This window comes from Mycobacterium botniense (assembly GCF_010723305.1).
Taxonomy (GTDB): Bacteria; Actinomycetota; Actinomycetes; order Mycobacteriales; family Mycobacteriaceae; genus Mycobacterium; species Mycobacterium botniense.
Map to the genome: position 1 here is coordinate 1,676,588 of NZ_BLKW01000004.1, position 26,337 is coordinate 1,702,924.

The 26,337-nt window shown below is 66.0% G+C and carries 24 protein-coding genes and 4 pseudogenes; 15 read left to right on the forward strand and 13 right to left on the reverse strand.

Annotation, left to right across the window (positions count from 1 at the left end):
- Positions 1 to 32 precede the first annotated feature (32 nt).
- Positions 33 to 905 carry an aldo/keto reductase gene (locus G6N08_RS17675; RefSeq protein ID WP_246216793.1) on the reverse strand — a complete coding sequence of 291 codons (873 nt, stop codon included), beginning with the start codon at positions 903 to 905 and terminating at the stop codon, positions 33 to 35.
- Between the two features lie 218 nt (positions 906 to 1,123).
- Here G6N08_RS17675 and G6N08_RS17680 point away from each other — a divergent pair.
- The 4 genes and pseudogenes from G6N08_RS17680 (at position 1,124) to G6N08_RS17695 (ending at position 4,963) form a co-directional block, all read left to right on the forward strand.
- Positions 1,124 to 2,429, forward strand: a pseudogene (locus tag G6N08_RS17680) (ISL3 family transposase).
- A 52-nt stretch (positions 2,430 to 2,481) separates the two neighbouring features.
- A complete protein-coding gene (locus tag G6N08_RS17685; RefSeq protein WP_163759407.1) occupies positions 2,482 to 3,540 on the forward strand; it encodes a hypothetical protein in 1,059 nt (352 codons plus the stop codon).
- Between the two features lie 83 nt (positions 3,541 to 3,623).
- Positions 3,624 to 4,121 carry a DUF1990 domain-containing protein gene (locus G6N08_RS17690; protein ID WP_163759409.1) on the forward strand — a complete coding sequence of 166 codons (498 nt, stop codon included), beginning with the start codon at positions 3,624 to 3,626 and terminating at the stop codon, positions 4,119 to 4,121.
- A gap of 509 nt (positions 4,122 to 4,630) precedes the next feature.
- Entirely contained in the window at positions 4,631 to 4,963 is a 333-nt protein-coding gene (locus G6N08_RS17695; protein ID WP_163760833.1) for a cupin domain-containing protein, read from the forward strand.
- Positions 4,964 to 5,009: 46 nt separating this feature from the next.
- Here G6N08_RS17695 and G6N08_RS17700 read toward each other — a convergent pair whose 3' ends face one another.
- The 5 genes from G6N08_RS17700 to G6N08_RS17720 all read right to left on the reverse strand — a co-directional run bounded on the left by G6N08_RS17700 (position 5,010) and on the right by G6N08_RS17720 (position 8,310).
- Positions 5,010 to 5,435 carry a hypothetical protein gene (locus tag G6N08_RS17700; RefSeq protein ID WP_163759411.1) on the reverse strand — a complete coding sequence of 142 codons (426 nt, stop codon included), beginning with the start codon at positions 5,433 to 5,435 and terminating at the stop codon, positions 5,010 to 5,012.
- Entirely contained in the window at positions 5,432 to 6,115 is a 684-nt protein-coding gene (locus G6N08_RS17705) for a helix-turn-helix transcriptional regulator (RefSeq protein ID WP_163759413.1), read from the reverse strand. The genes G6N08_RS17700 and G6N08_RS17705 overlap by 4 nt, the downstream gene beginning before the upstream one ends.
- A gap of 160 nt (positions 6,116 to 6,275) precedes the next feature.
- Positions 6,276 to 6,722 carry a group III truncated hemoglobin gene (locus G6N08_RS17710; protein WP_163760835.1) on the reverse strand — a complete coding sequence of 149 codons (447 nt, stop codon included), beginning with the start codon at positions 6,720 to 6,722 and terminating at the stop codon, positions 6,276 to 6,278.
- A 168-nt stretch (positions 6,723 to 6,890) separates the two neighbouring features.
- Positions 6,891 to 7,250, reverse strand: a complete 360-nt coding sequence (gene fdxA, locus G6N08_RS17715; RefSeq protein ID WP_163759415.1) for a ferredoxin — start codon at positions 7,248 to 7,250, stop codon at positions 6,891 to 6,893.
- Between the two features lie 79 nt (positions 7,251 to 7,329).
- Entirely contained in the window at positions 7,330 to 8,310 is a 981-nt protein-coding gene (locus G6N08_RS17720) for an Acg family FMN-binding oxidoreductase (RefSeq protein ID WP_163759417.1), read from the reverse strand.
- A gap of 417 nt (positions 8,311 to 8,727) precedes the next feature.
- Between G6N08_RS17720 and G6N08_RS17725 the strand changes: the two genes are divergently transcribed.
- The 4 genes and pseudogenes from G6N08_RS17725 to G6N08_RS17740 all read left to right on the forward strand — a co-directional run.
- A complete protein-coding gene (locus G6N08_RS17725; protein ID WP_163759419.1) occupies positions 8,728 to 9,528 on the forward strand; it encodes a universal stress protein in 801 nt (266 codons plus the stop codon).
- Positions 9,529 to 9,685: 157 nt separating this feature from the next.
- Positions 9,686 to 10,519: a universal stress protein gene (locus tag G6N08_RS17730; RefSeq protein WP_163759421.1), complete on the forward strand. Its 834-nt coding sequence runs from the start codon at positions 9,686 to 9,688 to the stop codon at positions 10,517 to 10,519.
- A gap of 37 nt (positions 10,520 to 10,556) precedes the next feature.
- Positions 10,557 to 11,087: a GNAT family N-acetyltransferase gene (locus tag G6N08_RS17735; RefSeq protein WP_246216866.1), complete on the forward strand. Its 531-nt coding sequence runs from the start codon at positions 10,557 to 10,559 to the stop codon at positions 11,085 to 11,087.
- A 119-nt stretch (positions 11,088 to 11,206) separates the two neighbouring features.
- Positions 11,207 to 11,786: pseudogene (locus G6N08_RS17740) on the forward strand (transposase); the annotation flags it as partial.
- A gap of 371 nt (positions 11,787 to 12,157) precedes the next feature.
- Here G6N08_RS17740 and G6N08_RS21465 read toward each other — a convergent pair.
- Positions 12,158 to 13,169, reverse strand: a pseudogene (locus tag G6N08_RS21465) (hypothetical protein); the annotation flags it as partial.
- A 159-nt stretch (positions 13,170 to 13,328) separates the two neighbouring features.
- The gene (locus G6N08_RS21370) at positions 13,329 to 14,069 is read right to left on the reverse strand and encodes a hypothetical protein (protein ID WP_163759430.1); all 741 of its coding nucleotides are present in this window, start codon (positions 14,067 to 14,069) and stop codon (positions 13,329 to 13,331) included.
- Between the two features lie 311 nt (positions 14,070 to 14,380).
- Between G6N08_RS21370 and G6N08_RS17765 the strand changes: the two genes are divergently transcribed.
- Positions 14,381 to 14,674, forward strand: a complete 294-nt coding sequence (locus G6N08_RS17765; protein ID WP_163759433.1) for a GNAT family N-acetyltransferase — start codon at positions 14,381 to 14,383, stop codon at positions 14,672 to 14,674.
- Positions 14,675 to 14,717: 43 nt separating this feature from the next.
- Here G6N08_RS17765 and G6N08_RS17770 read toward each other — a convergent pair whose 3' ends face one another.
- The 3 genes from G6N08_RS17770 to dosR all read right to left on the reverse strand — a co-directional run bounded on the left by G6N08_RS17770 (position 14,718) and on the right by dosR (position 18,271).
- Positions 14,718 to 15,707, reverse strand: coding sequence for an Acg family FMN-binding oxidoreductase (locus G6N08_RS17770; RefSeq protein WP_163760837.1), 990 nt, complete (start codon positions 15,705 to 15,707; stop codon positions 14,718 to 14,720).
- A gap of 131 nt (positions 15,708 to 15,838) precedes the next feature.
- Positions 15,839 to 17,587, reverse strand: coding sequence for a GAF domain-containing sensor histidine kinase (locus G6N08_RS17775; protein WP_246216794.1), 1,749 nt, complete (start codon positions 17,585 to 17,587; stop codon positions 15,839 to 15,841).
- 33 nt (positions 17,588 to 17,620) lie between these two features.
- Positions 17,621 to 18,271 (reverse strand): hypoxia response regulator transcription factor DosR/DevR, encoded by a 651-nt coding sequence (gene dosR, locus G6N08_RS17780; RefSeq protein WP_163759435.1) that lies wholly within the window; start codon positions 18,269 to 18,271, stop codon positions 17,621 to 17,623.
- A gap of 471 nt (positions 18,272 to 18,742) precedes the next feature.
- Here dosR and G6N08_RS17785 point away from each other — a divergent pair.
- From G6N08_RS17785 to G6N08_RS17805, 5 genes and pseudogenes are all read left to right on the forward strand, one after another.
- Positions 18,743 to 19,888: pseudogene (locus G6N08_RS17785) on the forward strand (4Fe-4S dicluster domain-containing protein).
- Positions 19,881 to 20,738: an FAD/NAD(P)-binding protein gene (locus G6N08_RS17790; RefSeq protein ID WP_163759436.1), complete on the forward strand. Its 858-nt coding sequence runs from the start codon at positions 19,881 to 19,883 to the stop codon at positions 20,736 to 20,738. Before G6N08_RS17785 ends, G6N08_RS17790 begins: the two are co-directional and overlap by 8 nt.
- Positions 20,739 to 21,497 (forward strand): NADH-quinone oxidoreductase subunit B family protein, encoded by a 759-nt coding sequence (locus G6N08_RS17795; protein ID WP_163759439.1) that lies wholly within the window; start codon positions 20,739 to 20,741, stop codon positions 21,495 to 21,497.
- Positions 21,494 to 22,786, forward strand: coding sequence for a Ni/Fe hydrogenase subunit alpha (locus tag G6N08_RS17800; protein WP_163759441.1), 1,293 nt, complete (start codon positions 21,494 to 21,496; stop codon positions 22,784 to 22,786). Before G6N08_RS17795 ends, G6N08_RS17800 begins: the two co-directional genes overlap by 4 nt.
- The gene (locus G6N08_RS17805) at positions 22,783 to 23,232 is read left to right on the forward strand and encodes a hydrogenase maturation protease (RefSeq protein ID WP_163759442.1); all 450 of its coding nucleotides are present in this window, start codon (positions 22,783 to 22,785) and stop codon (positions 23,230 to 23,232) included. Before G6N08_RS17800 ends, G6N08_RS17805 begins: the two co-directional genes overlap by 4 nt.
- Before the next feature lie 186 nt (positions 23,233 to 23,418).
- Here G6N08_RS17805 and G6N08_RS17810 read toward each other — a convergent pair whose 3' ends face one another.
- Together G6N08_RS17810 and G6N08_RS17815 are read right to left on the reverse strand one after the other, a co-directional pair.
- Entirely contained in the window at positions 23,419 to 23,838 is a 420-nt protein-coding gene (locus tag G6N08_RS17810) for an Hsp20/alpha crystallin family protein (protein ID WP_170301306.1), read from the reverse strand.
- Between the two features lie 166 nt (positions 23,839 to 24,004).
- A complete protein-coding gene (locus tag G6N08_RS17815) occupies positions 24,005 to 24,628 on the reverse strand; it encodes an SAM-dependent methyltransferase (protein ID WP_163760841.1) in 624 nt (207 codons plus the stop codon).
- Positions 24,629 to 24,870: 242 nt separating this feature from the next.
- Between G6N08_RS17815 and G6N08_RS17820 the strand changes: the two genes are divergently transcribed.
- Positions 24,871 to 26,283, forward strand: a complete 1,413-nt coding sequence (locus G6N08_RS17820; RefSeq protein ID WP_218033394.1) for a dihydrolipoyl dehydrogenase — start codon at positions 24,871 to 24,873, stop codon at positions 26,281 to 26,283.
- The last annotated feature ends 54 nt before the right edge of the window (positions 26,284 to 26,337 follow it).

Sequence of the window (26,337 nt, forward strand, 5' to 3'; positions counted from 1 at the left end):
CGGGCCGGGCGGCTCCTGGGCTTGGGGTGCTGCTACGCGTTCTGTTCTCCGATCGCCCCCAATAACTCGAACTCTTCGTCGGAGAGCCTGATTTCAGCGGCGGCGACGTTTTCTTCCAGGTGCGCCACCCTGGACGTTCCCGGGATCGGCAACATCACCGGCGAGCGACGCAACAACCAGGCCAGAGCCATCTGCGACGGTGTCGCCCGGTGTTCGGCAGCCATCCGCGCCAGCGGGCTGTCGGGCGCGGCCAGCGGACCGGCGGCCAACGGGAACCAGGGAATGAAGCCGATGCCCTGCGCGGTGCAGGCGTCCACGACCGGCTCGGCGCTCCGGGCGGTCAGATTGAACAGGTTCTGCACCGACACGATCGGGGTGACCTGCTGGGCAGCGGCCAGCTGGTCGGTGTCGACCTCCGACAGACCGATATGCCGAATCTTGCCCTCGTCTTTGAGTTTGGCCAGCTCGCCAACCTGGTCCGCCAGCGGGAAATTCGGGTCGACGCGGTGCAGCTGGAACAGGTCGATGCGCTCGACGCCCAGCCGCCGCAGGCTCATCTCACACTCTTGGCGTAGATAGCTGGGGTGGCCCAGCGGAATCCACACATCGGGCCCGGTGCGCAGCAGCCCGGCCTTGGTGGCGACGACCACACCGTCATAGGGATGCAGCGCCTCCCGGATGATCTCCTCGGAAACATACGGGCCGTAGGAATCAGCGGTGTCGATGAAGTTGACGCCGAGCTGCACAGCGCGACGCAGCACCCGAATGGCTTCGTCACGGTCTGCGGGCGGACCCCACACCCCCTTGCCGGTCAGCCGCATCGCGCCAAAACCCAGCCGGTTGACGGTCAGATCCCCGCCGAGGGTGAACGTTCCAGATGCCTGTGCGATGGGTTGGATAGTCACACCACTCGACGCTACTCCACGGCCCGGACCGGCCCGTCCGGGCAAACCCGCACCCACCGACGATTTATTGCACAGATGTCAGGCATCTCAGGTTCCTATCAGCTATTCTGGCTCTTCGCAGTTGAGGGTGTAGAGGTGGTCGGCGCGTCGCTGCCGGGATAGGGGTCGAGGTCTTCTGATGATGGGAGTTTCCATACTGCCTATCAGAAGACCTCGACGTGCCTGACGCTACCTTCGCTTGCCCCGATCTGACCATGTTCTGCCGCCTTGATGAGCTCGGGCTGGAGGTGACCGGCCAACGCCTGCAGGCTGATCGGGCGGTGCTGGCGTGCCGGATCGTCGATGACGACTCGTGGTGTCGCCGCTGCGGGGAACAGGGCACCCCCCGCGACACCGTCACTCGGGAATTGGCGCATGAGCCGTTCGGGTGGCGGCCGACGACCTTGCTGGTCACCGTGCGCCGTTACCGGTGTGCCGGCTGTGCGCATGTGTGGCGCCAAGACAGCAGTGCTGCGGCCGAGCCGCGGGCCAAGCTGTCGCGACGGGCTCTGCGTTGGGCCTTGGAAGCCCTGGTGTGTCAACACCTGAGCGTGGCACGAGTCGCTGAAGGCCTCGGGTGTCGTGGAACACCGCCAACAGCGCGGTGCTGGCCGAAGGCCGGCGCGTGCTCATCGACGATCCCGGCCGGTTCGACGGTGTGCGCGTCATCGGCGTCGACGAGCACGTGTGGCGCCACACCCGCAAAGGCGACAAGCACGTCACGGTGATCATCGATCTGACCGCGGTGCGCGACGGAACCGGTCCTGCTCGGCTGCTCGACATGGTCGAAGGACGCTCCAAACAGGCCTTCAAGACCTGGCTAGCTGAGCGGCCCAAATCCTGGCGTGACGGCGTGCAAGTCGTTGCGATGGACGGATTCACCGGGTTCAAGACCGCCACCAGCGACGAACTGCCCGAAGCGGTCGCGGTGATGGACCCTTCCATGTGGTCCGGCTCGCCGGTGACGCCCTCGATGAGTGCCGACGCCGCGTCCAGCTGGACACCTGCGGGCACCGTGGCCGCAAAACCGATCCGCTCTACGCCTGCCGGCACACCCTACACACCGGCGCCGACCTGCTCACCGACAAACAGAAGATCCGGCTGCACGCCCTGTTCGCCGCCGACGCCCATGTCGAGGTTGAAGCCACCTGGACGATCTATCAGCGCACCGTCGCTGCCTACCGCGAACCCAACCGGGCCAAGGGCCGCGCGATGATGCAGGCCGTGATCGACACCCTCAGCCGTGGCGTCCCCAAAGCCCTGCGCGAGCTCATCACACTGGGCCGCACGTTGAAGAAACGGGCCGGCGACATCCTGGCCTACTTCGACCGGCCTGGAACCAGCAACGGCCCAACCGAAGCCATCAACGGCCGACTCGAACACCTGCGCGGCTCCGCCTTCGGATTTCGCAACCTCACCAACTACATCGCCCGATCACTACTAGAAACCGGCGGATTCAGACCCCAACTACACCCTCAATCATGAAGAGCCGCTATTCTTTAGGCACCTTCGTCAATATCCGCTCCAGGAGATAGCCATGACACACACCTCACCTGCCACTGCAGTATCCGATGTCACCGATGCGCCGAGGACCGGCACCCGGCGGCGAAGCCTGATGGTTGCCGGTGCCGCGATCACCGGTGCCGGACTGATCGCCAGCTGCCCGCTCACACCCGGAGTCGCCGGGGTGCCGTACCGGGCGATCGAATTGACCAGCTCAGCCGTCGCCGATTTGGGAGCTCTGGGCAGCGACGCCAGCACTGCGGTCCAGGGCATCGTCGCTGACCTGGCCGGCGCCGGTGCGCTGCCGGGTGCCGTGAGTACCTCGTACCCGTGGGTGAAAACCCCGCTCGACGTCATCAGCACCTCGTTCAGCAATGTCTCCGAGACCGCTCAGCGGTTCCTGGCCGACCCCTTCCCGGTGATCAACCAACTGATTGCCAACCAGGTGGCCTACGCCGACACCGTGGTCACATCGCTGGCGGCGGGCGGCTCCAGCCTTGCCGACTTCGTCACGGGCAGCGAGTCGACCGACCTGCTGCCGTCGCTGACGGCCCTTGTCGAGGCGCTAGCCAGCGGCAACTTCTCGGAGGTCGGCCCCGCGTTCACCAATATCTTCGACGGGTTTCTCATCAACCCGGGTGAGGCGCTGGTGAACGGCGGCGTGTTCGATATCCCGATCGACATGACCTATCACCTGTACCAAGTGGTCGACACGCTGCTCGGCCCCTCCAACGCCGGGCTGCTGAGTATCACCGGCGGGGTTCTGGGCTCGTTTGAGGCCGGGTTCATTCAGGCCGCCGAAGCCGCGGATATCGCGGCCACCGCATTCAGCGCCGGGCAGCCGCTCGAAGCGCTCTATGACGCCGTGAACATTCCGTCTTCGGCGTTGTATGGCTTGCTGAACGGGATCGACGACTCGGTCAACAACATCTACTTCGCTGGCCTTCTGACGCCGGCGGACTCATTCTCGGTCAGCGGCGGATTGCTGGCCAACCTGGTGACCATCCTGCCGGCCGCGATCGCCGCGGACCTGGCGGCAACCCCGGTCGTGAACGCCATGTCGATGGCTCTCGACCTGCTTGCCGGGCTGTGAGGCGCCGGTAGCCGGGCCGGCCGGCGCATCGCCACTGCGACCCGCGAAATCCGGCGGGGGCGGCGGCATGGCAAGCTGGGCGCGTGGACTTGAGCATGCTGACCCAGCTCCCGTTCACCTACCCCGACGTGGGTGCCACTGCCGGCCCGCCGCCCCCCGGATATCGCCACTTCGGCTTTGTCAGCCAAATCGGTGCCGGCCAACAGCGATTCGACGAGGCCGCCGACGCACTGATGCACTGGGGTATGCAGCGTGGCGCTGGCCTGCGGGTGCACGCCAGCAGTGAGGTGGTCGCAGTCAACGCGGTGGTGCTGGTCGGGCTCGGGTTTCTGCGCGCACCCTGCCGCGTGGTCTATGTCATCGACGAGCCCGATCTTTGCGGATTCGCCTATGGCACCCTGCCCGGTCATCCCGAGTCGGGCGAGGAGCGGTTCGCGGTGCGCCACGACCCGGTCACCGCCGCGGTATACGCCGAAGTGGCCGCGTTCTCCCGCCCGGCATCCTGGTGGAGCAAAGCGGGCGGACCGCTGGTGTCGCTGGCCCAGCGCGCTATCGCCAAACGTTATCTGCGCGCGGTGTGATATCCACTGGGGCGCGCGGACGGGGCCGGTGATCGGTCCGCTCGGTTCATGTCCGCCACCCGGCGAATGCCTCCGGCCAACCGGCCATGGCGACGAGCCCGTCCCGCCCGATGGTTTACGCAATCACGATTATGACAATTACGGGGCTGGAGCGCAGTTTCCGGAGATCCAGAAAAGCAACCGAATCCATGACTTTCACCGACCTCGACGTCCGGCAGCGACACACGCCGGACACGTAGCCGCGCCACCTCCGCTGCCCGTTCGCGCTCGTCAACGACTACGATTTCGCGCACTCGCATGAAAAGCTCCAAGCAGACTATGCGGCTACCGCAGGGAGCACCTGGCCCGCCTCTGCCCCGCGACCCCCGGTCCTGGCCGACACCCCCGATGTCATCGAGGCCGACGTGCACGGCCCAAACCCGCAGCGACGCCGATGAGCGGACGGTACTCTCACAACCAGCCACGGCGGATGCCCACCGCCACGTCCTCGAAGACGGGTTTTGTCGATGATGAAGAAGTTCTCGTTAACAGCTCTGGCCCGCGAACAGCTTGATCGCGCAGCCAACGAAGGTAGCGGACGCAGTGCCACCACGATCTTCGGCGGTCACGAACATATATTGAGGCAGACCGTCATTGCCCTGCGCGAAGGGCACACACTTGCCGACCATGACAACCCCGGTGAGGCAACTCTTCAAGTCTTGACCGGCCGGGTTCGCCTCACCGCCGGCCACAACGAATGGATCGGCCGTGCCGGCGATTTTTTGGTGGTGCCTGACGAGAAGCATGGTCTGGACGCTTTGGAGAACTCGACAGTCCTGCTGACCGTGGCAAAAAAGCCTTAGGAAGTCGGCTTCCCGTCCGTGATGGCCCGCTGATTCGGACGCTTCGTCAGCCCGATAGCAGCAGAATACCGGCCGCGAGCAATGCGGTCAGTTTGATCACCTCCAAGCAGACATAGCAATAGTGAGCGCGTGAGCGCGGCGCATTGAGCCCGGCCAATACCCTGTCGGAACGACGGTTCAGGAAGGGTCGCACCGCGATCAACTGGCAAGCCAGCGCACCGACGGCGACTACGAAAGCCACTATGGCTTGCGCCGGTACCGGGCTGCTCGCGAGGCACACCCCGATAACGATCGCCACGTTGACCTCGACGCTGTTCAGCGCGCGGAACACCAGACGGCCGATGCCCAGCCCGATCTGCAGCGTCACGTTGGGAGCACGGAACTTCAGCGGGGCCTCGAGAAACGAGATCGCAACGATCATGCCGATCCAGACGAAAATGACAGCGGCCGCCACCGCCGCCGCGGTACTCACCGTGTGGTCCTCAGCGGACGCAAGTGCGCCAGACATAAATCCGGTTCCACCAACGGATCGAGCCGGTCGACGGTGAACGGCGCGTTCCAAGTGTGCAGTGCCCCCTGCATGATCCCCAAATGGATCGGGCAGACGACGCCGCTTTGCAGTTCAGCGAGCTCAAGAAACGGGCAGTGGCGCAGACCGATCTGCTTTTCCCGACCCGACCGGCGGCGTTCCGGTGCGAACCCGAGCTCCTCGAGCGCCCTGACGAGATGGTTGAGAGCCGCTTGGGAGCCAACCTTCCGAGCGTGCCGCCCCGCAATGGTCGGCGCCGGCAGTCGCCGTCCCCAGGCGCGGCCCGCAGCCAGCGCTTTGGTGCGCGAATTACGCTCGCCAGCAAGGCTCATGACCAGAATCTCGGCGAGCAGCCGGTACCGACGCGGGCCGCGGGGATCCATCTGGGCGATCGCACGAAACAGCTGCGGCGGGCGCCCCGGCCGCTTCTGATCGGGTGCGACCTGCTCCACAAGAGCCTCGCCGACCAGGTTTTCGAGGTGAAAGCGCACGGTATTGGGGTGCACACGCAGCTCGTCGGCGATCGCGGCGATACTCATCGGGGAGGATGCGGCCTTGAGCACACGAAGCACGTCACGCCGCCGCCCTGGGACTTCTTGCGAGGACTTCGCCATATCGCTCATAGTCTTTCACGATCGGCGGATGCCGCGTTGTCGCCCTCATACAGTCGCTCAGACCACGCTCTGCAGCCCCGGACCATCACATTAACACCCGGCTTCCCGGTCACATAGGTCATGCACAAACAGTTTACACAGTAAATATTATAGAAACAGTTGAGGGGGGTTAACGGGGTGAGCGTCTCACCAAAGCGTCAAGTTCGCGGGCGTCACCTCCAGCCAGCCGGCGATGCATCGCCCACGCGATCCGGGCGGCCTGGGTTTTCGCGTGCTCGGCCACCGGACCGCAGTACATCTCATCGACGGTGCTGTTCCAGGTGATCAGCCAGCGGATGAAATGACGGCTACTCAAAGGGGTTCGATGATGAACGTGTCGGTGCGCATCCAGCGCACTCCCCCGATAACGCCCGGCGCGAAATAACACCGTCTCCCAGAAGTCACACATCGTCGGGATGTGGGAGTCCACACCGCGAGCACGCACCTCGGCGAACGGCTCGCCGAGCATCTCGTCGACCAGTACTCGACCGTAGAAACGTCTCAGTAGTGCTTCCACGTCGGCGCGGCCGGACAGATCTGCCCGCACCTGCGTCAGCGGGTTCTTAGCAGGGCTCATCACGTCCCGTACCCCTCAACCACGTTCTTACATTTGAGATCATGAAAACTCTCGCGTATTAGACTTGCTGACGACCATGATGGCTTTACGTAGCGAAAATCATATGTCTAGTTTAGATAATAGCTATTGTATAAACAAATAGCTGACTTGCTGTCCAGGTGATCGCGTTCACTCTCCCCGCGGGGGATTGGCCGGTTGCGGTAGGCCAGCCACCAGCGGGGTGTCCACGCCGAGCCGGCCGAGTTTGGCGGCCCCACCCGGTGATCCAAGCGGCTCGTCGCGTCCCGGCAGAGTTTCGTAGAAAAACGCCGCGTTGTCGGCTCGGTAGGGCTGCAGCTCCTCCGGCAGGTCGTCTTCATAGTAGATCGCCTGCACCGGGCAGACCGGCTCGCACGCCCCGCAGTCCACACATTCATCGGGATGGATGTAGAGCGAGCGGCCACCTTCGTAGATACAGTCAACCGGGCACTCTTCCACACAGGCCCGGTCCATCACGTCAACACACGGCTTCCCGATCACATAGGTCATGTGCTCGAGTTTACACAAAATCTATTGTATAAACTAGCCCTCAGTACGGGTACTGACCGTGCTTACGGCACAACAACTGTCAATCGCGCACCCACAAGACGTCCTTGAGTGGCCGCCGCGGCGTGGGGGGAGGCAGCTCTTCCATGACGGGCGCCACCCCCACGCGGACGAAGATCTGAGGTTTTAGGTCGCGTCCCAGGCACGCCGCGACCATGTCCCGGGTGACCCGGACCTCGGTGATATGAGTTACCGGACAGGTGGCCAACCCGGCCATTGTGCATTCCAGCAAAACGGCGGACAAAGCTTCGCCCGTTGCCAATGCGGCATCCCGGCTGTCGTCGCGGGTGGACAGCAGCAGAATCGCCGAGTGGTCTTCTGGGACTTCGGTGCGTCTCTCGCTGTGGTGCGTGACCGGGAACGTCCGCGCGATATCCACCCGGCTGGCCTCGGCCTCAGACAGCAGCGAACTGTACGGGATACCCTCTGATCCCTCGAACGGTGTCATCCACCAGCCCAGTTCGGTGTGATACCCGGAATCATAGAGCCGTAGCGAATCAGCAAGCCCAGACGCCTCCGCCAGGCAGCCACGCATGTCCTCGGGCATCACATCTAGCCGCACCGTGTCGCCATCGACGGTGTTGCGGAGAACCGGCTCAAATGATTCCCAGTCGGTGGGCGCCATGAACGGCAACCGATCGGTGCGGCGCGCGACAATCGCATCGGCGCGGCGGCGCTGGGCATCAGTCACAGACTTCATCGGGGTGAAGCGAATCACCGCAAGATGATCCGGATCGTCAGGATTCGGAAATCGGTCTGTCTGGGCCCGCCACCCGGCTGCTGCCATCGCCACCCGAAGGTGATCGAGCACCGCGCCGCAACCGATCAACGCCTCCCGCCCCGACCGGTCGGAGAGCGTCACTCGGCTCCGATCAAGAAACAAGTGCACGTCGCCGTCGTCTACTACCCACCGCCAGGGCTGGGCATTATGAAGCGACGGCGCACGGCATGCTAACCGCACCGCGTTCGTGATGACGTCGATTCTCGCCACTGTGACAGCCATACCGACCTCCGATCCCTGCCTGCCATTGACTCTCCTCCGAAACCGCACGCATCGGCAGGGCCATTGGTCCTCGGTGCAACACCCATATGGCCCGCCCCGCGTCCGGCCGGGACGGGCAGTTCCCCCGACCGGCAACGGGAGCATTCGCGCAGCTGCGCGGAGATGTTCCGCTTTGCACGGACATTGATGACCGTGGCCCGGCCTTTCCGCTCGGCCTCAGCCCCGCCTGCTGCCGCGCGCTGCATCGACGCGAATACGTTGCCCTCCGTGATCTCCACGACAAGTCTCTCAGCGGCTCCAGTCCCGAGCGTGGACCAATGGCCCTCCATTTCGGGGTCCGATGGTCCTGGGCGGCACCGCCTGGCCGCGTCTAACGTCAGGCTCGAAAGAATTTAGCCCTCAGTCCGGGAACAAGGAATGCACGACTTTTCTTCAGCTCCGTCGATCGTGGTGGGCGTCGATGGGTCGAGTGAGGCGACCGACGCGGCGCTATGGGCGGTCGATGAGGCTGTCAGCCGGGATGTCCCGCTGCGTCTGGTATCCGTGATCGACCCTGCGGATCGCTACGGCGCCGACAATGGCACTGCCCACTACGCTTCTGCCCATGCGGCGCTCTACGACGTGCAACGGACTGTCGAGGCGACGGGCAAGCCAGTCAAAATGGAAACTGAGGTCGTGCAGGGAAAGCCGCTGCGCGTGCTGCTGGACGCGTCGCGTGCGGCGGTGATGGTCTGCGTCGGGTCGATCGGGCGCAAGCACGCACATCACGGCGTGGGTTCGGTTGCGGCGGGTTTGGCCGAATGGGCGGTGTGTCCGGTGGCGGTGATCCGCCGGCCGGTGCGCCGATCGGTAAACCCCGAACCGGGCAGCATTGTCGCCGACGCCGATGACGGTGTGGTGCTGCGAGCCGCTTTCGAGGAGGCCAGACTCCGCAAGGCACCGCTGCGGATCGTCGGCTCATGGCAAGCGGAGACACCTGATGATGACGACGGCCGCCTGGTGCGCGCCCGGCTTGATCGTCGTCTCGCGACGTGGCGGCGGCTGTATCCCGACGTACTGGTCGAGACGGTGGCGGTCCGCGGCAGTATTTGCCGCTATGTGACCGACCACGCCGATTCGGTTCAGCTTTTTGTTACCGCTGCTCTCGGTGGCCGATGCGAGCTGGGCGGGCCGCGTTCGACCGCCTGCTCCGTCCTCATCATGCGGCGACGCCATTAAAAGAAGGTCGTACACCTGGAGTGCGTGCTGTGGTCGCGGTTTTCCTGGTCGACAACCGTGCGGTGATGCACCGCGGTTTGGTCGACTCGCTCCGCGTGGAGGCGTTGCATGGCACTTTGTCTAGGCTGCCGACCGAACGTCAAGGGACCAGAACACAATGAATAGCACGCATTCTCGCCGATCGGTCGTGGTCGGCATCGATGGCTCCCAATCTGCGATCGGAGCAGCGGAATGGGCAGCCGATGAAGCGATCAACCGAGACGTGCCGCTGCGACTTATCCACGTGATGACGGAGCAGCCCGAACCAGCCCCCCTGACGTCGGTGGGCAATGTGCGAAGGGAGCTCGACTACGGGCTCGAATACGCGGAGGCCGCGCTGCGCAGTGCCTCCGCTGCAGTGTCGGCCACCGCAAAACCCGTCAAAGTCGAAACGGTGATTGTCCGCGGTGATCCGGTCGCCACGCTCGTCGCCGAATCCCGCTACGCCGACATGGTCTGCGTCGGCGCGGTAGGAATCGGGCGTTTCACCCGCGCCATACTCGGCTCAACCGCCGCAGAACTCGCCAGCTCCGCCAGGTGCCCGGTCGCGATTATCCGCACCGAGCAGAACCGGTCCAAAGCTGACGAGGGGTGGATCGTGGTCTGGATCGACGGTCCATCGGCCAACGAGGGTGTGATCGCCTATGCGATGGACGAGGCCGGACGGCGTCACGCGCCGGTGCTGGCCGTTGGCGCGTTGCACGACGGGAAGGACACATCCGACGAACTGGACACGCAGGTGCAGATGTTGAGCCGGCGCTACCCCGATGTGCACATTTATTCCGTTAAAACACGCACTGGCGTCACCGAGTTCCTCGCAGACAACACCAAGCAAATCCAGCTTGCCGTGATCGGCAGCTCCGAGGCCCATCAGCTCGCTCAGCTGATCGGCCCGCACGGCCATCCCATCCTCAATCACGCTCAGTGCTCGGTGCTGGTTGTCCGCTCCTAGGTTCGGTCTCGCATCGGATCGAATACGGCAGGTGGCGATGACGGAAAACGGATGGGTGGACGAAACCTCAGTGAGGCTTCGTGATGGGGCTGCGGTGCAGCTCCGCCGGCTTAACGATACGGATATCGATGCGGTTATCGAGCTTCATGACACACTCACCGACCGTGAGCGCTATTTGCGGTTTTTCACGATGCATCCGACATATCTGAAAACCCTGGCGCACAAGCTCACCGAACGCAACGGCAAAGGCTATGCACTGGGCGCATTCGAGTCGGGAACATTGGTCGGTGTGGCCAACTACGTGGTATCCAGCAAGCCCGACACCGCCGAAGTGGCCGTCGTCGTCGCCCACGACGATCATATGCGCGGTCTCGGAACCACGTTGCTTCGCAGGCTTGCACAGATCGCCCGCCACAACGGGATCCGGCGTTTCGTCGCCGACGTCTTGACCACCAACTACCTGATGTTCAAGCTGCTCGCCGACGCGGGGCTACAGCCGCGACACTTGAGGCCCAGCCACGGTGTCGTACATCTCGACGTCGACTTGACGGGAAGCGCATCCTATTAGCCCGGATTTTTCGCGGGATGTCGATGTAGCTGGGTGTTGATACGCGAAAGTGCCTGTCCCGCAGTAAAAGATCTACTTATCTAAGGAAGATCGGTGCATGCGTGAGAGGCACCCCGCAAGTGAAGAGTATCGCGGTGGCACAGCGGGTGAAAGTATTGGTGGACGGACGCGGGGAGGTGTCGCACGCCGGGATGGGCCTGTTGCGGGAACTGGCCGACCTGACGGGGTTGCCGGCCCAGGTCACGGCGGTTTTGGCGGATACCTACAAGGGGTCGTGGACCTATGCCCCGGGGGCGGTGTTCGCGGATCTGGCTGCTGCGGTGGCCGACAGGGCGGACTGTATCAACGGAGTCGGCCGGCTCTGTGAGGATCGTGAGCATGTAGTCGGGGCCAAGGGCTCCACGACGACGATGTGGCGGTGCGTCGATGAGCGTATCGACGCCGCCCACCTGCCGAAGGTTCGCGCCGCACGGACGGCTGCGCGGACGGCGGCCTGGGCTGGCGGAGCCGCCCCCCGCTCCTGGTCAGCCCCTCTATATCGACATCGACGCCACCGTGGTGATCGACCATTCCGACAACAAACAGGACGCGGCCCCGACGTGGAAGAAGTCCTTCGGCCATCACCCGCTGCTGGCGTTGTTGGACCTCCCGGAGATCGCCGACGGCGAGGCGCTGGCCGGGCTGTTACGGAAGGGATCGAGGCTAGGACTCTCTACGATATGTGCCCTGCCGCGGAAACCAGCGGTCTGACGAGTCAGGTGTCCACCATCACGGCTCAACCCCAGTTAACAAATCGGGGAACTCAAGCACAACTGCGCCGACCGGCGACGGTGACCGCGATAGTGTCAGCGGGATTTGGCTGCATGCCGCCCTGAAGCACGTGACTCGCAACGACGAACACGAAGAACGCGGTGATGCCATCCGCATCACACGCCGCGACGGACTTGCTCAAGAACGCGAGAACCGGATCACATACCGTCGATACGCGACCACCGGAGAGAATCGATAAGAACACCCGGCAGTGGCTGGGTATTTGCAACGGCCAAGGCTGGTCGAGCGCGCCTGGCCTAGCCGCCGGCCCCGCCGGCGCCGCCGGCACCGCCGGCGCCGCCGCTATCGCCGCTGTACGCGGAGCCGGGGTCGCCGGAACCGCCGAGTCCGCCGGGCACGCCGTCGCCGGGGCCGCCGGTGCCGCCGGTGCCGCCGTCGCCGCCGTCGCCGCCATGGCCGCTACCGAGAGCGACGCTACCAAGGCCACCGGGGCCACCGGGGCCACCGGGGCCACCGGGGCCACCGACGAGAACACCCGAGCCGCCGGTGCCGCCGGTGCCGCCATTACCACCGGTGCCGCCGAAGTTACCCCGCCCGCCGATGCCGCCGAGGCCCCCCTCACCACCGGAGCCGCCGATGAGACCCGATCCGCCATGGCCTCCGTCACCGCCGTCACCGCCGGTCATCCGGTCCCTGCTGCCACCGCTCCCCGCACACCAACAGTTCCGGTCCCGGCCCCGTTCAGACCACCCGTTCCCGCTGTTCCCGCCGCGCCGCCGGCCCCGCCGTCACCGCCGTTGCCTCCGTTCCCGCCGTTCCCGCCGTTGGCGCTGGTGTCCCCGGTATAGGTGTAGCCGGCGCCGCCGACACCGCCGCTGCCACCCGTGCCACCAGTGCCGCCGTTACCGGCGTTGCCGCCGACCCCGCCCGCACCCACTGTTCCGTCGATGTGGCCGGTCCCGGCTGCCCCACCCTGACCGCCGTCCCCGCCGTTGCCGCCGGTCCCGCCGGCCCCGCCGTCCTGACCGGCGCCGCCGTAGCCGTGCCGTCCCCCCGCCCGCCCTGTTGGCCCGGCCCGTTCCCCACCATCCCACCATTGCCTTTGCCGGTCATCCCGGAGGCGGCCCGGTCGGCACCGGTCCCGTTGAGACCACCTATTCCCGCTGTTCCTGCCGCGCCACCGGCCCCGCCCTCACCACCGGCCCCGCCGTCACCACCGTTCCCGCCACTAAGACCGGTGTCCCCGGTTTGGCTGTAGCCCGCCCCGCCGACACCGCCATCACCGCCGGTGCCACCAGTGCCGCCGGCCCCGGCAGCCCCTCCATCACCACCGGCACCGACCATGCCGCTCACCCCTCCCGCGCCACCACGACCGCCAACACCGCCCAGTCCGCCCTGCCCGCCGTGGCCACCGACCCCGCCGGCACCACCGCTGCTGCCCCCGCCTTGCCGGCGCCGCCATTCCTTCCATCACCGATCCCAACCCAGCACCCTTCCTCCCTTCCAGCACCATCGTCCACCAGTGACCCAGCCTTGCCGCTCCAGCCCCACCGTTGCCGAACAACCCAGCCGAACCACCAGCCCCACCAGCTCCACCACCAGGCCCACCGTTCCCGCTTCCCCACCGTCACCGCCAGCCCCGCCGGTCCCACCGTCCACCCCGACCCCCCCGGCACCGCCCTCACCGATCAACCCAGCCGAACCACCCACCCCGCCATCCCCACCGTCAACCCCGGCCACCCCAGGGACCCCGGTGCCACCGTCGCCGACCAACAACCCCCCGTCGCTCAAATTGCCGAACATCCCCGAGCTGCCCAATAGCGACGTGTTGGCCCCGGTGAAGTCGTCGACCCCGTTACCGATCAAATCCCGCCCCACCAAAAACACAAACGGCGCATTGATGACCGGATCCACCGCGGCGCCGATCGGGCCGGTGATCCACCCCTGAGCCAACCCGTTGACCGCGCTGTTCAGCTCCGCCACCAACCCCACCAACACCGCATCCAGCCCAGGCGGCAACACCACAGCCGACCCCGCATCAACACCACCTAAACCCACATCACCGAGCCCGGTGGTCGCCGCCATCGCCGCAGCGCTTAGCGGCTCAACGATCGGGTCAACAATCCAATCCACCACATCAGCCCGCGCCGTCGGAGCCCCCCGCCCCGGGACCAACACTGCCGCGGCCACCGCACCCACCGATGCCCCCACACCCAACACACGACAACCCCAACACCCGCCCCAACCCAACCAGCCCCTAGCCGTACTGCGACGTCGATGACCCACCTCACGACCCTCCGACCCGACACCTACCGACCCACCCGCGACGAATGGTAGCCACACCCTCAGTAAATCGTGAGTAAAATCAAATCCAGGAAAAACTCACCGGTTCCCGATGCCTCGACCGCGCCACGACCAGCGCACCGCCAATCGAACGACCCCACCAGCACACCCAGCTCACCGACCCCCCGGCGATCCCCCAGGCTTAACGAGAAATCCGCACCCCCATCTAGTTAGTCGGTGTGGCTAACTATGTGGTGTGCGGCAAGCCCGACACCGCCGAAGTGGCCGTCGTCGTCGCCCACGACGATCAGCTGCGCGGGGTGGGAACCACGTTGCTGCGCAGGCTCGCGCAGATCGCCCACCACCATGGGATCCGGCACCTCGTCGCCGATGTCTTGGCCAGCAACCATCTGATTTTCACGGTGCTCGCCGAGACGGGGCTACGGCCGCGACATTCGGCATCCGGCGACGGTGTGGTACACCTCGACATCGACCTGACCGACGACGCATCGTCATTATCAATTACGCTTTAATTGCGCTGTCGGTTTTGGGTTATCTCCCTGCTGTGTCGCCCCGTCAGCGAGTCGCCGGTCCGTCCGGCCACTCGACCACATCCGCGAGGGGGCGGCGCGGAGTTTGCGGTAAAGGTTCGGCATCGGGCAGCGCCCAGCCGGTTCGCAGCAACATCTGTGGATACCCGCTGATCCCGAAAACCTCGACCCGCACCGCGTCACGTGTTTCGGGGATCTCCAGCGGTTCGGTGACCGGACAGCTGGCCAGGCCGAGCGCGGTCGCGCTCAGCAATACCAGGCTGGTGGCTTCGCCGGCGCGGAGCCGGGCCAGGGTGCTGTCGTCTTTGGTGCCCAGCGCCAACACCACCGCATTGTCCTGCCCGGTGTCGGTGTCACGGGGTGTCAGCGCGGGACCGGCGAACAGTCGCGGCGGTATCGGTGCGGCCGGATCGGGTTTGGGTGTGTTGCGAGCGGGCACCCCGGCCAGCGAAGCGTAACGTCCACTCCACGTGGTGAGCTCGGTCACGTAGTCGTGGTCGGCCGCATGTCGCCGAACGGCCTGCGCCACAATGTGTTGCAATCGGGGTAGCGACTCGATTTGGCGCAGCATCACGCCCCCGCGGGCAGCGCGCGCACCCATTAGCGTGATGTAGTTGGTGGGTACTGTCCGCGAACTGTAAGGGCGCCGGTCAGTGCGCCGCCGGGGGATGGCCGACGCGAGCGTGATGTCGAGCTCGTTGGCCGGGTGACGATAAACCTCTATCACCGCAAGGTGTTTCGGCTCATCGGGGTCGGGTAACCGGTAAACCTTGGTTTGCCACCCCAGAGCCGCCAACGCGACCAGGCAGTGGTGCAGCGCAATACCGCAGCTCACGATCAGATCCCTGCTGTCCGGGTCGGTGCTGGGCAGCTGCAAACCGGGGTCGGCGTAGAGATGCAGCCTCTGCTGCCCCACCCGCCACCGCCACGGCTGCGTGTTGTGCACCGAGGGCGCACGGATTGCCAGCGACAAAACCGTCTGGATGGTCTCCCGATCCGGGAAGTGGGCGCTCATTGTCTCGCTTTCGATCACCAGTCCGCTCAATCCAGCGTGGCGGGATCGGCGTTGGGCTCCTAGAGCCGAAAGACCCGACTTCGGGGGACTTCATCCCGGACAAGCCGTGACACAGCGGCACCCGGCGCGGCTTAGCGCCGACTCCCGGGTTGTTGGCGTCCGGGATCAGGTAGCGGCGCCGACCAGCGCACCACGGTGCCCCCAGCAGGGGGACTGTCGACTGTGAACGTGCCGCCCACCGCCTGAGCACGCTGCAGCAGGTTGGTCAATCCGCTGCCGGTGATGTTCTCCGGGATGCCGCGGCCGTCGTCGGCCACTTCGATGGACAGCTCGTCTTCGACCACGACGGTGACAGTGAGCGAGGTGGCGTTTGCGTGCCGCACAGCGTTGCTGACTGCTTCGCGCACGACAGCCTCGGCGTGATCGGCCAATGTGGCATCGACCACCGAGAGCGGTCCGACGAACTGGGTCGTGATGTGCACCTTGCTGTCGGAGAATTGGGTGATCGCTTCGCTGAGCCGTTGGCGCAGCCTGGTCATTCCCGAAGCCGGCCCGTGCAGATCGAAGATGGTCGACCTGATCTCTTGGATGACGGCTTGCAGATCGTCGACATACTCCGAAAGTCGTTGCTGCACTTCGGGTGAGCGTGCCCGCGGGATCGTCCCCTGCAGCGCGAGCCCGACCGCGAACAGACGCTGGATAACGTGGTCGTGCAGATCCCGGGCGATGCGGTCGCGATCGGCTAAGACATCGAGTTCGTGCGCCAATCGCTGCGCAGTGGCCAGCTGCCATGCCAGCGCCGCCTGGTCGGCGAAAGCGGCCATCATCTCCAGTTGTTCTTCGCTAAACGACATGGCGCCCGTATTGCGCAGGGCAACGACCACACCAGCGACCTTGTCGGTGGTGCGAAGAGGTGCCAGCAGGGCGGGGCCCGCCGCCATGGTCAGCCCGTCGATCCCGGGGTCGAGGTGGTCGAATCGCCGTGGTGTGCGATCGCGGAAAACCTGCCCCACCGCCGTCGCGCTGACCGCGATCGCCGGCACCTCAGGCAACGGGGGCAGCTCGCCGGCGGTCTCGATCACCAGCAGTTCATCGACCTCGTCCGACGGTGTGTCATCCCCGGACGGCACCGCGACCAGAATTGCCTGAGCGTCAGTCAGTTTCAGGGCTGATCGGGCGATGAGCCGGAAAACCGTCGCCGGGTCGCTACCGGAGAGCAGTTTGGTTGCGATATCGCGGGTCGCTTCGATCCAGGACTGGCGGATCCTGGATTGCTCGTAGAGGCGGGCGTTTTCGATCGCGATGCCGGCGGCAGCAGCCAGGGCCTGGACAAGCACCTCGTCGTCCTCACTGAACGGCTGCCCATTGGTCTTCTCGGTCAGATACAGATTGCCGAACACCTCGTCGCGAATCCGGACCGGCACGCCGAGAAATGCCCGCATTGGAGGGTGATGCGGGGGAAATCCCACCGATGCCGGGTGTTGCGCGATGTCGTCGAGCCGGATCGGCTTCGGATCGTCAAGCAGCAGCCCGAGCACACCACGGCCTTCGGGCAAATGCCCGATGTGCTCCCGCGTTTTCTCGTCGATGCCCTCGTACACGAACTCGATGAGCTCGTGTCCGCTGCCCCGCACTCCCAGTGCCCCGTACCGGGCGTCGACCAGCTCGATGGCGGTGTGCACAATGGCACGCAGCGCAGCGTCCAAGTCCAGCTCGGATGTGACTGCCAACATGGCTTCGACCAGACCGTCCAGCCGGTCACGACCCTTGATGATCTGTTCGATGCGGTCCTGAACCTCCACCAGCAGCTCGCGCAACCGCAGTTGCGACAATGTGTCGCGCAGCTGGGGCATCGCCCCTTTGTCTGGTGCCCTGGTCATGAGCTCATGGTGCAACCGAACCGCGCCGGCGTGTTAACGATCGCCATGGCGGCCCGACGCGTTCAGTTTGGACGCGAACACCGCCGCCTGGGTCCGCCGCTCCATTCCCAGCTTGGCCAGCAACCGCGATACGTAGTTTTTCACGGTTTTTTCGGCGAGGAACATCCGCGCCGCGATCTGCTTGTTGGTCAGTCCCTCGCTGAGCAGGGCGAGCAGGGTGCGTTCCTGGTCGGTGAGTCCCAGCAGCGGATCGGTATGGTCGGCAGCACCACGGAGCTTGGCCATCAACGCCGCTGCTGCCCGGTTGTCGAGCAGTGATTTGCCGGCACCGACATCTTTGATGGCCTGTGCGAGCTCCATGCCCTTGATGTCTTTGACCACATATCCACTGGCGCCGGCCAGAATCGCATCCAGCATCGCCTCCTCTGAGGTGAACGAGGTCAACATCAGGCAGCGCAGTTCAGGCAAGTCAGACAGCAAGTCACGGCACAGCTCGATTCCACTGCCGTCGGGCAGCCGGACGTCGAGCACCGCGACATCGGGCCGCACCGCCGGTATTCGCGCCAACGCTTCGGCGACCGAACCGGCCTGGCCGACGACGTCCAGCTCGGGATCAGAGCCGAGTAGGTCGATGATTCCCCGGCGAACCACTTCGTGGTCGTCGACCAAAAAGACCCTCACCATGGCGAGCCCTCCGTCTGCGGCGGGTCAGCGACGAACGCTGACGCCGTGGCTTCCCTCATGTCCTGGTCATCGGGAACGATCATCTCAACATCGCGTGTCACAGGCGCAGACTTGCCGGCGGGTAACCGGCCAGTCGCGTGCAACCCTACCGATGCCGGTGCACGTCGTTCAGGGTCGTTGGTCCTTGATTTCGTGCCGATGGTCCCGGCGCCACTCGTTGTGGTGACAAGCGGCCATGGTGGACAGGGCCTTTCGGCTCTGGGAACTCCGCGACAGGCAGGGCACGATCATGCGGGTGGACGAGCCGCCATCACTGACTTTCCCGCTCGATCCGCGCCGTTGGCGGATAGCCCACCCGGGCGTCACGCGCCGCCGGCGGGGTCAGCGCCGGCGCAGTGCTATCGCTCGGTGTGATCGCGGGGCCACGGCACAAGCGGGCACCACACCCGCCGCAATCAACCGGTGTTGTCGATGAACCAACGTAGCGACGTAGCCTCGGAGGACCCCGCACCGGCGGTGATTCTGGACGTGGCCGGGCTCAAGCGCCTGGTCGATGTGTTGATCGAACGCGGTCATCGGGTGATCGGCCCGACGCTGCGGGATAACGCGATCGTGCTCGCTGAGCTCGAGTCGGCCGAAGACCTGCCCTGCGGGTGGGGTGTGGACGTGGGCCCGGGGCATTATCGGCTGCGGCGCCGCGACGATGACGCGGTGTTCGCGCATTCGGCCGGTCCGCAGTCGTAGAAACAGTTTCTGCACCCACCGCGGCGGCGGCTGTGGTCTGCTGAGCGCGGCGGCCCGATGACGGAGGACACAGCAGAGGTGCCGCCCTGTGCGTTTATCGGCCTGCGCGGCTGCGACCTGGCCGCGATCGCGACCCTGGATCGGGTACTGGGCCGCGGCACGTTTCCGGACGGCTCGTTCGTCAAGCGGCGGCAGCGGCTCTTCGTCGTCGCGGTGAACTGTACCGAGCCGGGCGGTCTGTGCTTCTGCGCGTCGATGGGCACCGGACCCGCCGCCGGGCCGGGCTATGACCTGGCCCTGACCGAACAGGTCGACGGCGATGGCCGGCGCTATCTCGTCGACGTCGGCACCCCGCAGGGCGCCGAGGTGCTGGCGGCGGTGCCGCATCGTGGCGCCGGTGTCGCCGAAACCAGTCGTGCCCGGGCTGCTGTCGCAGCGGCGTCACACCGCATGGGCCGCCAGATGCCGCAGACGAATCATCGGGAGCTGCTGATTCGTTCGCGCGAGTCGCCGCAGTGGGAGCAGGTGGCCGACCGCTGCCTGACCTGCGGGAACTGCACGATGGTGTGCCCGACGTGCTACTGCACCAGCACCGAGGACGTCACCGATCTGACCGGTGAGCACGCCGAACGCTGGCAGCACTGGGCGTCGTGCTTTGAGTTCGACTTCACCTACATTCATGGCGGCAGCGTCCGCCAGTCCGGGGCATCACGCTATCGGCATTGGCTGACCCACAAGCTGGGCACGTGGCATGACCAGTTCGGGATGTCGGGCTGTGTGGGTTGCGGGCGCTGCATCGCCTGGTGCCCGACCGGCATCGATATCACCGAGGAAATGAACCTGCTGGCCCGCGCTGAGGCCGACGATGACTGACCCTGCTTTGCTGATATCCCCGGCTGACGCCCCCATGACACCGGCCCCCTACCGGGTTCGCAGCCGCGTGCAGGAGAACCGGGATTCGGCGACGTTGTGCCTGGAACCGCTGAAGGACGCGTTGCGGGCTCCCCAACCGGGCGAGTTCATGATGCTCTACGCGTTCGGTGTCGGCGAAGTGGCGATCTCTGTCAGCGGCGACCCCACCGTCACCGACGGCACCATCACCCATACCATCCGCGCGGTGGGCGCGGTCAGCCGCGCCCTGCACGACGCGCCGGTCGGCACCGTGGTCGGCGTGCGGGGCCCGTTTGGCACCACCTGGGGGCTGGCGGAGGCCGTCGGCCGGGATCTGGTCATGGTCGCCGGTGGTGTGGGGCTGTGCCCGCTGCGTCCGGCGGTGCTGGGCGCACTGGCCCACCGGCAGGACTACGGCCGGATCGTGCTGATCGCGGGAGCCCGTTCCCAGGCGGACTTCTTGTTCGCCGGCGAGCTCGACACATGGACGGCGGACCCGCGGATCGAGGTGCACCTCACCGTCGATGTGCCGGTGCAAGGCTGGCCGGGTGAGATCGGGTTCGTCACCGAGCCGCTGCACCGGCTGGCGCTGAATCCCGATCGCACCACGGCTTTTCTGTGCGGGCCGGAGCCGATGATGCGCTCCGCCGGTGAGGCACTGCTGGATAAGGGGATAGCGCCCAGCGACATCCGGGTCTCACTCGAGCGCACCATGCAGTGCGGGATCGGTTGGTGCGGCCACTGCCAGCTCGGGCCGCTGCTGTTGTGCCTGGACGGTCCCGTGGTCGGCTACGACGTCGCCCGCCCCCTGCTCGCGGTCAAGGAGTTGTAGATGAGCCCACCCACCTTGGCGGTCTGGAAGTTCGCCTCTTGCGACGGCTGCCAGCTGACCCTGCTGGACTGCGAGGACGAGTTGCTCACGCTGGCCGGGCAGGTGCAGATCGCCACCTTCCTGGAAGCCTCCAGCGCGATCGTCGGCGGACCCTACGAGGTGTCGCTGGTCGAGGGATCCATCACCACCAAGGCCGACGAGCGGCGCATCCGCGAGATCCGCGAACAGTCGCGGGTGCTGGTCACCATCGGGGCGTGCGCCACCGCCGGCGGTGTCCAGGCGCTGCGCAACTTCGCCGACGTCACCGAATTCACCTCGGTGGTCTACGCCAAACCGGAATACATCGACACCCTGGCGACGTCCACACCGGCGTCGGCGCACGTCACTGTCGACTACCAGCTGCAAGGCTGCCCGATCGACCGCGGCCAGCTGCTGGACACCCTGGCGGCGCTGCTGGTCGGGCGCAAACCCCGGTTGCCGGCCAAGACGGTGTGCACCGAATGCAAACTGCGCGGCGTGACCTGTGTCCTCGTTGCCGACGGCACCCCGTGCCTGGGCCCGGTCACCCACGCCGGCTGCGGGGCGTTGTGTCCCCGGCATCGCCGCGGCTGCTACGGCTGTTTCGGCCCGTCCGCGGTGCCGCACACCGCGACGCTGATCCCGCTGCTGCGCCGTGACGGGATGTCCGGGGACGATGTCGAGCGGGTGTTCTCGACGTTCAATGTCGCGGCCTTCGCCGCCGAACGGGGCACACCGTGACCCCGCCCACCCGCACGCTGGGCGTCGGCGCGCTGACCCGGGTGGAAGGCGAAGGCGCCGTGCACGTCAGATTGCGCGACGGGGCGTTGGAGAGCGTCGAGCTGAACATCTACGAGCCGCCGCGGTTTTTCGAGGCGTTCCTGCGCGGCAGGTCGTATACCGAGCCGCCGGACCTCACCGCGCGGGTCTGCGGCATCTGCCCGGTGGCCTACCAGGTCAGCGCCTGCAACGCCATCGAGGACGCCTGCGGGGTCGATGTGGATCCGCAACTGCTCGCGCTGCGCCGACTGCTGTACTGCGGCGAGTGGATCCACAGCCACACACTGCACATCTACCTGCTGCACGCGCCGGACTTTCTCGGCTACCCGGATGCGATCAGCATGTCCCGCGACCAGCGCGAGGCCGTCGAGCGGGGGCTGAGGCTGAAAAAAGCGGGCAACCGGCTGATGGAAGCCATCGGCGGACGCGCGATCCACCCGGTCAATGTGCGCCTGGGCGGGTTTTATTCGGTACCTACCCGCCCCGAGCTGGTGTCGCTGCGCGACCCGCTGCGCGGTGCGCTCGATGACGCGCTGGCCACGGTCGCGTGGGTGGCCGGATTCGATTTCCCCGACCTGCAGTTCGATCACGAGCTGATGGCGCTCACCGCCGCCGGCCGCTACCCGATCGAAAACGGCATGATCGCCCGCAGCTCTGGAACCACTTTTGCTGCAGCGCAATTCAGCGATCACGTCACCGAGTCGCAGGTGCCCTACTCCACCGCACTGCATGCGACTCTCGACGGCGGCCGCTATCTCACCGGCCCGCTGGCGCGCTACTCGCTGAACTCCTCGACGCTCTCACCGCTCGCCCAGCACGCGGCAGCCGACGCCGGACTGGCCGCGCAATGCCGAAACCCGTTTCGCAGCATCGTGGTTCGCGCAGTCGAGGTTGTCTATGCGATCGAAGAGGCGCTGCGGATCATCGACGAGTACGAGCGCCCGGCACGCCCGGCCGTCGACGTGCCGGCCCGCGCCGGGGTGGGCCATGGTGTCAGCGAGGCGCCACGGGGACTGCTGTATCACCGCTACCAGCTCGACGGTGACGGGCTGATCCACGCCGCCACGATCATCCCGCCCACCGCGCAGAACCAGGCAGCCATTGAAGCCGATCTGGCGCAGGTGGTGTCGCAGCATCTGACGCTGGACGACAGCGAGCTGACAGCGTTGTGCGAGCGGGTGATTCGTAACCATGACCCCTGTATTTCCTGCTCGGCGCATTTTCTGACGCTCACCGTGGACCGGCGTTGAGCACCGTAATCATCGGCATCGGAAACACATATCGCCGCGACGACGGTGTCGGACCCGTGGTGGCCGCCGCAGTCGGCGAACAGAAACTCCCCGGTGTTCGGGTCGTCGCCGGAATCGAGGACCCGCTGAGCCTGCTGGAGGTGTGGCCCGGCGCGGCACTGGCGGTGCTGGTCGACGCGGCGGTCGCATCGCCGCCGGCGCCCGGCCGCATCCATCGGATCGCCGCCGGCGAGGTGACCGCCCCGGGTGGGCTGAGCACCCATGATCTCGATATCGCCGGGGCGCTCGCGCTGGGGCGGGCGCTGGGCCGAGCACCCGAGCGGCTGGTGCTGTTTACCGTCGAGGCCGCCGACACCAGCCACGGCATCGGACTGACCCCGCCGGTCGCGGCGGCGGTGCCCCAGGTGGTGGGCGCAATCATGGCCGAAATCGGCGGGTTCGGCTGACCTCACCGGGATTCGTCGTCACGGTCACAACCCGCGGACCACTTGAGTAAGGCCGAGCCGGCGATCTCAGGTTCACCCTCACTCAGCAGCTGCCCGGCATAACTGACGTGAGAGTTGTTGATCCAGAAGATGATTGGAATACGGTCTGCGGTCCCGGAGCCGAAGCCCCGGGATCGCACCACCGCGTCAGGACTTGACCTTGACGTGCTTTTCGGCGGGTTTCGCCTCGGCAACCGGAACCGACACCGTGAGAATGCCCTTGTCGTAGCTGGCTTCGATACCGTCCTCGTTGGCGCCCGCCGGCAGCGATACCGTGCGTTCGAACGACCCGTACGCGAATTCGGAGCGCCCGTTGAATTCCTTTTTCTCGCTGCGCTCCGCCTTGATCGTCAGCAGACCGTCATGCACGGTGATATCGACGTCCTTGGCCGGGTCGATACCGGGCAGCTCGGCGCGCACCTCATAGCAGCCTTTCTTCATCTCGTCTTCCAGCCGCATCATCCGGGTCTCAAAGAGCGGATGCAGACCGGTGAAACCGGAAAACCACTCCGACAACTCCGGAAAAAACGAGCGCGTCCGACGCCGAACCGGAAGCGTTGTCATGATGCCTCCTCCTGAGGTCCTATGGTGTGGGGACAACTCGATCCGATCACCTGACCCAGTCCCCCGGTAGAGACCGAAGCCCCCCATCGCAGGGCCGTTGGTCGTGTTCGATGCCGCCGTCAAGAACACCGCCGGCACAGTCAATGCGTCGAACCCGCCATCCGGCTGGTCATCCCCGGCCCGGCAACGGTTCCCGCCGAAGCCGGACCAGTGCGTCGATCGCATCCCGGTCGGCGCCTGGAACAACTCGTCGAACCCGCTGCGCCTTCTCGACCACGAGCCCCTCGAGGCCGGCAAGATCGGCGAGCACATCCGCCGGGGAGAACAACACCGCTGGATCCTGCGGCCCGCCGATCCCTTCGCTGAGGTTGGTGGTGTCGTGGCCCACCACCACCACTGTGCCGTCCGGGGCGACGGCTGCAGCCGCCTTGCGCAGCACCGTGCGACGTGGGCCGGCCGCCAGTTGCAGGTAGGCGACAATCACGGCGTCGAAGGGTCCGGCCGGCAGCGGGTCGCTCACCACGTCGACGAGGCGGAAACTGACCCGGTCGGCTACCCCCGCACAGCCGGCCAGCCGCGCAGCCCGCTCCAGCCCCACCTCGGAAAAGTCGATACCGACCACGTGCCAGCCGCGGCTAGCCAGCCAAATCGCGTTTCGGCCCTCACCGCATGCCACATCCAGCGCCCGGCCCGGCGGCACAGCCGCCATTTCGGCAGCCACAAAGGTGTTCGGTTCCGTCCCCCACAGCAGTTCAGCCTCGCCGTAGCGGGCATTCCAGGCCTCGGCGTCCATCCGTCGCTCCAATCCGGCCGCCGCGCTGCTCGGCCCCACACGGTCAACCGACCCACACAGATCACGTCACCGGCCAGCATACCCACACGGGTATATGAGCAGCAGGTGGCAGTGGGACTCCCGAGGGCAAGCCTGGCTCGGCAACGGTGCCAGCACGGACCAGACACTGAGCCCGTCACAGAGTCCACCTAAGGCCGAATGACCCTACCTCGGCTAGGAATCCCGGCGCCATGATGGCGGTCATGACAAAGCTCGTGGATGTGGCGATCATCGGTGCCGGAGGAGCTGGCTACCCCGCCGCCTTCCGGCTCGCCGCAGCCGGGCGCGAGGTGCTCATGGCCGACCCAATCGGTAACCTCGGCGGCGATTGCCTGGCCGAAGGCTGTGTGCCGTCGAAGGCGGTACGCGAGGCGGCGCTCAGCTACCAACGCGCCCGGCGGGGGCCCCTCGCCGATATCAGCGGCCCGCCCGGGCCGGACCTGCTTGACGCGACGTCGAGGTGGCACACCATCCTCAGGCGCAAAGATGCCGTCCAGCAGATGCGCTACGACCAGCACCGCAACGAACTTAAGGAATCCGCGGTGCACTTCGTGGCAGGGGGAGCCCGCGTGGTCGACGAAAACGAGCTCGAGGTGGAGACCGATGCCGGCGAGGTTCGCCGCGTGGGCTTTCACAGCCTGGTGATTGCCACCGGCTCGGCCCCCAGCCGACTTCCTATCCCTGGAGCGGAATTGGCCGCAACGTCCCACGAGCTATTCCGTCTCGGCGCCGATCTGGTGTTTCCGCACCGGCCGGTCATCATCGGCGGGGGCTACATCGGCGTTGAGACCGCCACCATATTGGAGCACCTCGGTGCCGCTCCAGTCATCCTGGAGCTCACCGACCAGCTGCTGCCGGGCTTCGACCGGGACCTGGCCGACTTTCTGGCGCGCTCGTTGCGCGGGAGGGTCCGGCTCGAGCTCGGCGCGGCCGTCACCGGGATCGAGCGCTCCGGCACCGATTTTGTGGTGCGCTACCGATCCGCTCACGACAGCACCGAGGACTCGGTCGTCGGCGACCTCGTCGTCATGGCAACCGGCCGGGTCCCGGTTCTTCCCGACGGAATCGAGCATCTCACCGTCAAGCTCGATCATCACCGAGCCCCGCTCATCGACGCCACAATCCGCACCACCAATCCTTCGGTGTGGGCACCCGGCGATGTCAACGGCAAAAGCATGCTGTTCCACTCCGCGGTGCGCCAGAGCATCGTCGTCGCGCACAACATCCTCGCCGGCGGCGCCAGCGCAGACCGGATGGACTTCACCGCTGTGCCCTTTACCGTCTTCACCGACCCCGAGCTTGCGAGTGTGGGACTCACCGAGGCGAAAGCCGCCGAACAGCACCGTGACGTGGTTGTCGGCAGCTATGACTACACCGTCGACGCCCGGGCCCAGATTCTCGGAGAGACCATCGGGTATCTCAAGCTCCTGTTCGACGCGCACAGCGCCCGCCTGCTCGGCGCCCAGATTGCCGGCGTCGACGCCGCCCACCTCGTAGCGCCCCTCGCCCTCGCGCTCAACGAAGGACTCGACGCCCGTGCCCTGGCCGAGGTGGCTTTTCCCCACCCGATGATCTCCGAAGGCATCAACGCCGCGGCACGCCAGATACTTGTCTGAGCGACCCACCGCCGGGCGCCGGGCTGAGGCCGGGTCACCACCCGCTGAGCTCGG

What these genes read in the sequence shown, in the direction of transcription:
- G6N08_RS17790 (WP_163759436.1), top strand. Translation starts at nt 19,881, where the DNA reads ATGACTGACCCTGCTTTGCTGATATCCCCGGCTGACGCCCCCATGACA.
- G6N08_RS17710 (WP_163760835.1), bottom strand. Translation starts at nt 6,722, where the DNA reads ATGAGCCCTGCTAAGAACCCGCTGACGCAGGTGCGGGCAGATCTGTCC.
- G6N08_RS17815 (WP_163760841.1), bottom strand. Translation starts at nt 24,628, where the DNA reads ATGGACGCCGAGGCCTGGAATGCCCGCTACGGCGAGGCTGAACTGCTG.
- fdxA (WP_163759415.1), bottom strand. Translation starts at nt 7,250, where the DNA reads ATGACCTATGTGATCGGGAAGCCGTGTGTTGACGTGATGGACCGGGCC.
- dosR (WP_163759435.1), bottom strand. Translation starts at nt 18,271, where the DNA reads ATGGTGAGGGTCTTTTTGGTCGACGACCACGAAGTGGTTCGCCGGGGA.
- G6N08_RS17735 (WP_246216866.1), top strand. Translation starts at nt 10,557, where the DNA reads ATGACGGAAAACGGATGGGTGGACGAAACCTCAGTGAGGCTTCGTGAT.
- G6N08_RS17695 (WP_163760833.1), top strand. Translation starts at nt 4,631, where the DNA reads ATGAAGAAGTTCTCGTTAACAGCTCTGGCCCGCGAACAGCTTGATCGC.
- G6N08_RS17725 (WP_163759419.1), top strand. Translation starts at nt 8,728, where the DNA reads ATGCACGACTTTTCTTCAGCTCCGTCGATCGTGGTGGGCGTCGATGGG.
- G6N08_RS17820 (WP_218033394.1), top strand. Translation starts at nt 24,871, where the DNA reads ATGACAAAGCTCGTGGATGTGGCGATCATCGGTGCCGGAGGAGCTGGC.
- G6N08_RS17795 (WP_163759439.1), top strand. Translation starts at nt 20,739, where the DNA reads ATGAGCCCACCCACCTTGGCGGTCTGGAAGTTCGCCTCTTGCGACGGC.
- G6N08_RS17705 (WP_163759413.1), bottom strand. Translation starts at nt 6,115, where the DNA reads ATGAGCGATATGGCGAAGTCCTCGCAAGAAGTCCCAGGGCGGCGGCGT.
- G6N08_RS17720 (WP_163759417.1), bottom strand. Translation starts at nt 8,310, where the DNA reads ATGGCTGTCACAGTGGCGAGAATCGACGTCATCACGAACGCGGTGCGG.
- G6N08_RS17770 (WP_163760837.1), bottom strand. Translation starts at nt 15,707, where the DNA reads ATGAGCGCCCACTTCCCGGATCGGGAGACCATCCAGACGGTTTTGTCG.
- G6N08_RS17775 (WP_246216794.1), bottom strand. Translation starts at nt 17,587, where the DNA reads ATGACCAGGGCACCAGACAAAGGGGCGATGCCCCAGCTGCGCGACACA.
- G6N08_RS17730 (WP_163759421.1), top strand. Translation starts at nt 9,686, where the DNA reads ATGAATAGCACGCATTCTCGCCGATCGGTCGTGGTCGGCATCGATGGC.
- G6N08_RS17685 (WP_163759407.1), top strand. Translation starts at nt 2,482, where the DNA reads ATGACACACACCTCACCTGCCACTGCAGTATCCGATGTCACCGATGCG.